We start from the raw sequence: 2,043 nt of genomic DNA on the forward strand, positions 1-2,043 counted from the left end.
GAATCACGATCAAAGCTTATCAAGTTAAACATTACTCATCCCTTTTTTATTTGTTTTGGTATTCGTGAATAATGAACTTACTGTCTTTTGTCTATAGAATTTGAATCATATGCTATAACGTTCATCATTTGTTTTAGCCTGCTTCTTACACGATTTCCATATTTTTTCTCAATTTCGTCTACGTTGAGGTTGGTGGTGATGTGGGTTTTTGAATGACTTTGGCTTTGACTAAAACTAAGACTATGACTTTGGCTGGTTTGGGTAAATAAATCATAACGTGATAAAAGTATTTCACCCATTACGTTACATTCTTTTGCGTAATGAGAACCGGTTGGTTCTACACCTAAATCGTCGAAGCAGTAGTTTTTTGTCTGGTTGTATTTTTCTAAAACTTCGAATCCGGATGTATTGAAATTAAAAATAATATTTCGGGTTGGAACGAGCGAGTAGTTAGTTTTGTGTGGTGCCAGGTGCAATAGTAATTTCATCAATGATGTTTTACCGCATCCCACGGGTCCAGTAAGCAATAAACCTTTGCTGGTGTCGATTCCCATTTGAGCGCAGCTGTGGTGGTCTTGTATGAAGTATGAGCATAGTTTGAAAATTAGTTTTTCGTCTTCTTTGTGAATTCTGAAGTTTTTTCCGAATAACATATGGCCTTTGATGTTGAGGTAGGTTTTTATTTTTTCGAAATCGTAGTGGATAGTGTTGTTTTTGATTTCTCCTATTTGGAATTTTGAGGTTCCTTCGGTTTTGATGTGTGGTGTTGGGTTCATAGTGGTTTTTTTATTTTTAATTCGTAATAAGCGAATTGAATTTTTAGATTCTTAGAGTGTTCTTTCATTTTTGTCTTGACACAAAAACGAAACAAAAAAGTCAAGCCTTGGATTTTCGGCGGTCAAATACGTTCTTAAATCCTAAAAGAAATGAACTCGCTGACGCTCAAACAGCATTTCTTTTTACGGATTCTTCGAACTTTTGACACTCGCCTGCCAAATCCTAGGGCGGTTTTTATCTGCTAAAGTGGGATATCATATCTTTTATTTTGGTTGACGTGGAGGTTGTCTTGAAAATGGTCAAGTGGTAAAGCGTTTGGATCGTTTGTTCTCGACTGCGCACGAACCGACAAATTCATTTCGGGGGCTTTTAGCATCCAACTTTTGGCGGTGGCTTGCCAATCGGTAATTTTTGATTTCCCTCCAACTTTCCATCCGATTCCCTGGTAATGGTTGAAAAATTTTTTGGCTTCCAATTCTGGATATTTTTCTTTTTTAAAAAAATCTAAAATCAATTTTTCTTTTGCGATTGCCTCTAGTTTAATAAAGTTTATATTTTGTTTATTAATGTTTGTATTAGATACCAGCGCTTGTTCTGATATGGGATAGTTTAAATCCATTTCTTGACTATCACTTGTCTTGAATTGAAACAACTTTACTCTGCTACCTTTAAAAGGGTTGTGAGAAGGGCTGTAAAGAATATATTTCCAATGACTTAGGTCTTTTATGCATCTGTGATAGGTAGATTTTGATCCTATTTTAGAAAACTTCATTAATTCTTCACGATTTATATGAAATTCGTTCGGAAATCGATTGTAATTCCACAATTGAAATAAAGCAATATACAGGCTTATATGGGATGGATTTAAGCGATTGTCTTTTGAAAATTGACTATAGACTCCGTTGAGGTGTTTGATGTAATTCATAGGTTTATAGATTGAGATTCCGCATCAAGTGCGGAATGACTTGAAGTTTAAAGTTTGTTATGAATACTGTTTTCTCTCATCACATTTGAGATTTCATCTGGGTCGTAAAATATGATTCCGCCAATTTTGGTGTAGGGTAAGGTTCCGTTGATTCGCATTGTTTGTAATGTACCGGAACTTACTTTTAGGATCTTCATTAAATCAGCTGACTTAAGATACTTTTTGTTAGTCATTTGCGATTTAATTTTAAGTAAATCTTTGATCTCTTCTAATAATTCGATTTTAAATTCTCTTAGATCATCTGTCGTGATAATTTGTGTAGGCATTTTTAACTGTTTTTT

General features: G+C 34.5%; 3 protein-coding genes. All 3 read right to left on the reverse strand.

Features of this window, described 5'->3' with window-relative positions:
• Positions 1-77: 77 nt before the first annotated feature.
• The 3 genes from EC396_RS12265 to EC396_RS12275 all read right to left on the reverse strand — a co-directional run bounded on the left by EC396_RS12265 (position 78) and on the right by EC396_RS12275 (position 2,028).
• Entirely contained in the window at positions 78-776 is a 699-nt protein-coding gene (locus EC396_RS12265) for an ATPase (RefSeq protein ID WP_129366953.1), read from the reverse strand.
• A 242-nt stretch (positions 777-1,018) separates the two neighbouring features.
• Positions 1,019-1,702, reverse strand: a complete 684-nt coding sequence (locus tag EC396_RS12270) for a hypothetical protein (protein WP_129366954.1) — start codon at positions 1,700-1,702, stop codon at positions 1,019-1,021.
• Positions 1,703-1,749: 47 nt separating this feature from the next.
• Entirely contained in the window at positions 1,750-2,028 is a 279-nt protein-coding gene (locus EC396_RS12275) for a helix-turn-helix domain-containing protein (RefSeq protein ID WP_129365521.1), read from the reverse strand.
• Positions 2,029-2,043 lie beyond the last annotated feature (15 nt).

Source organism: Lutibacter sp. HS1-25 (assembly GCF_004121075.1).
Lineage (GTDB): Bacteria > Bacteroidota > Bacteroidia > Flavobacteriales > Flavobacteriaceae > Lutibacter.

Bases quoted from the DNA above. Each gene is read 5' to 3' on its own strand.
- EC396_RS12265 (WP_129366953.1), bottom strand. From the start codon at position 776: ATGAACCCAACACCACACATCAAAACCGAAGGAACCTCAAAATTCCAA.
- EC396_RS12270 (WP_129366954.1), bottom strand. From the start codon at position 1,702: ATGAATTACATCAAACACCTCAACGGAGTCTATAGTCAATTTTCAAAA.
- EC396_RS12275 (WP_129365521.1), bottom strand. From the start codon at position 2,028: ATGCCTACACAAATTATCACGACAGATGATCTAAGAGAATTTAAAATC.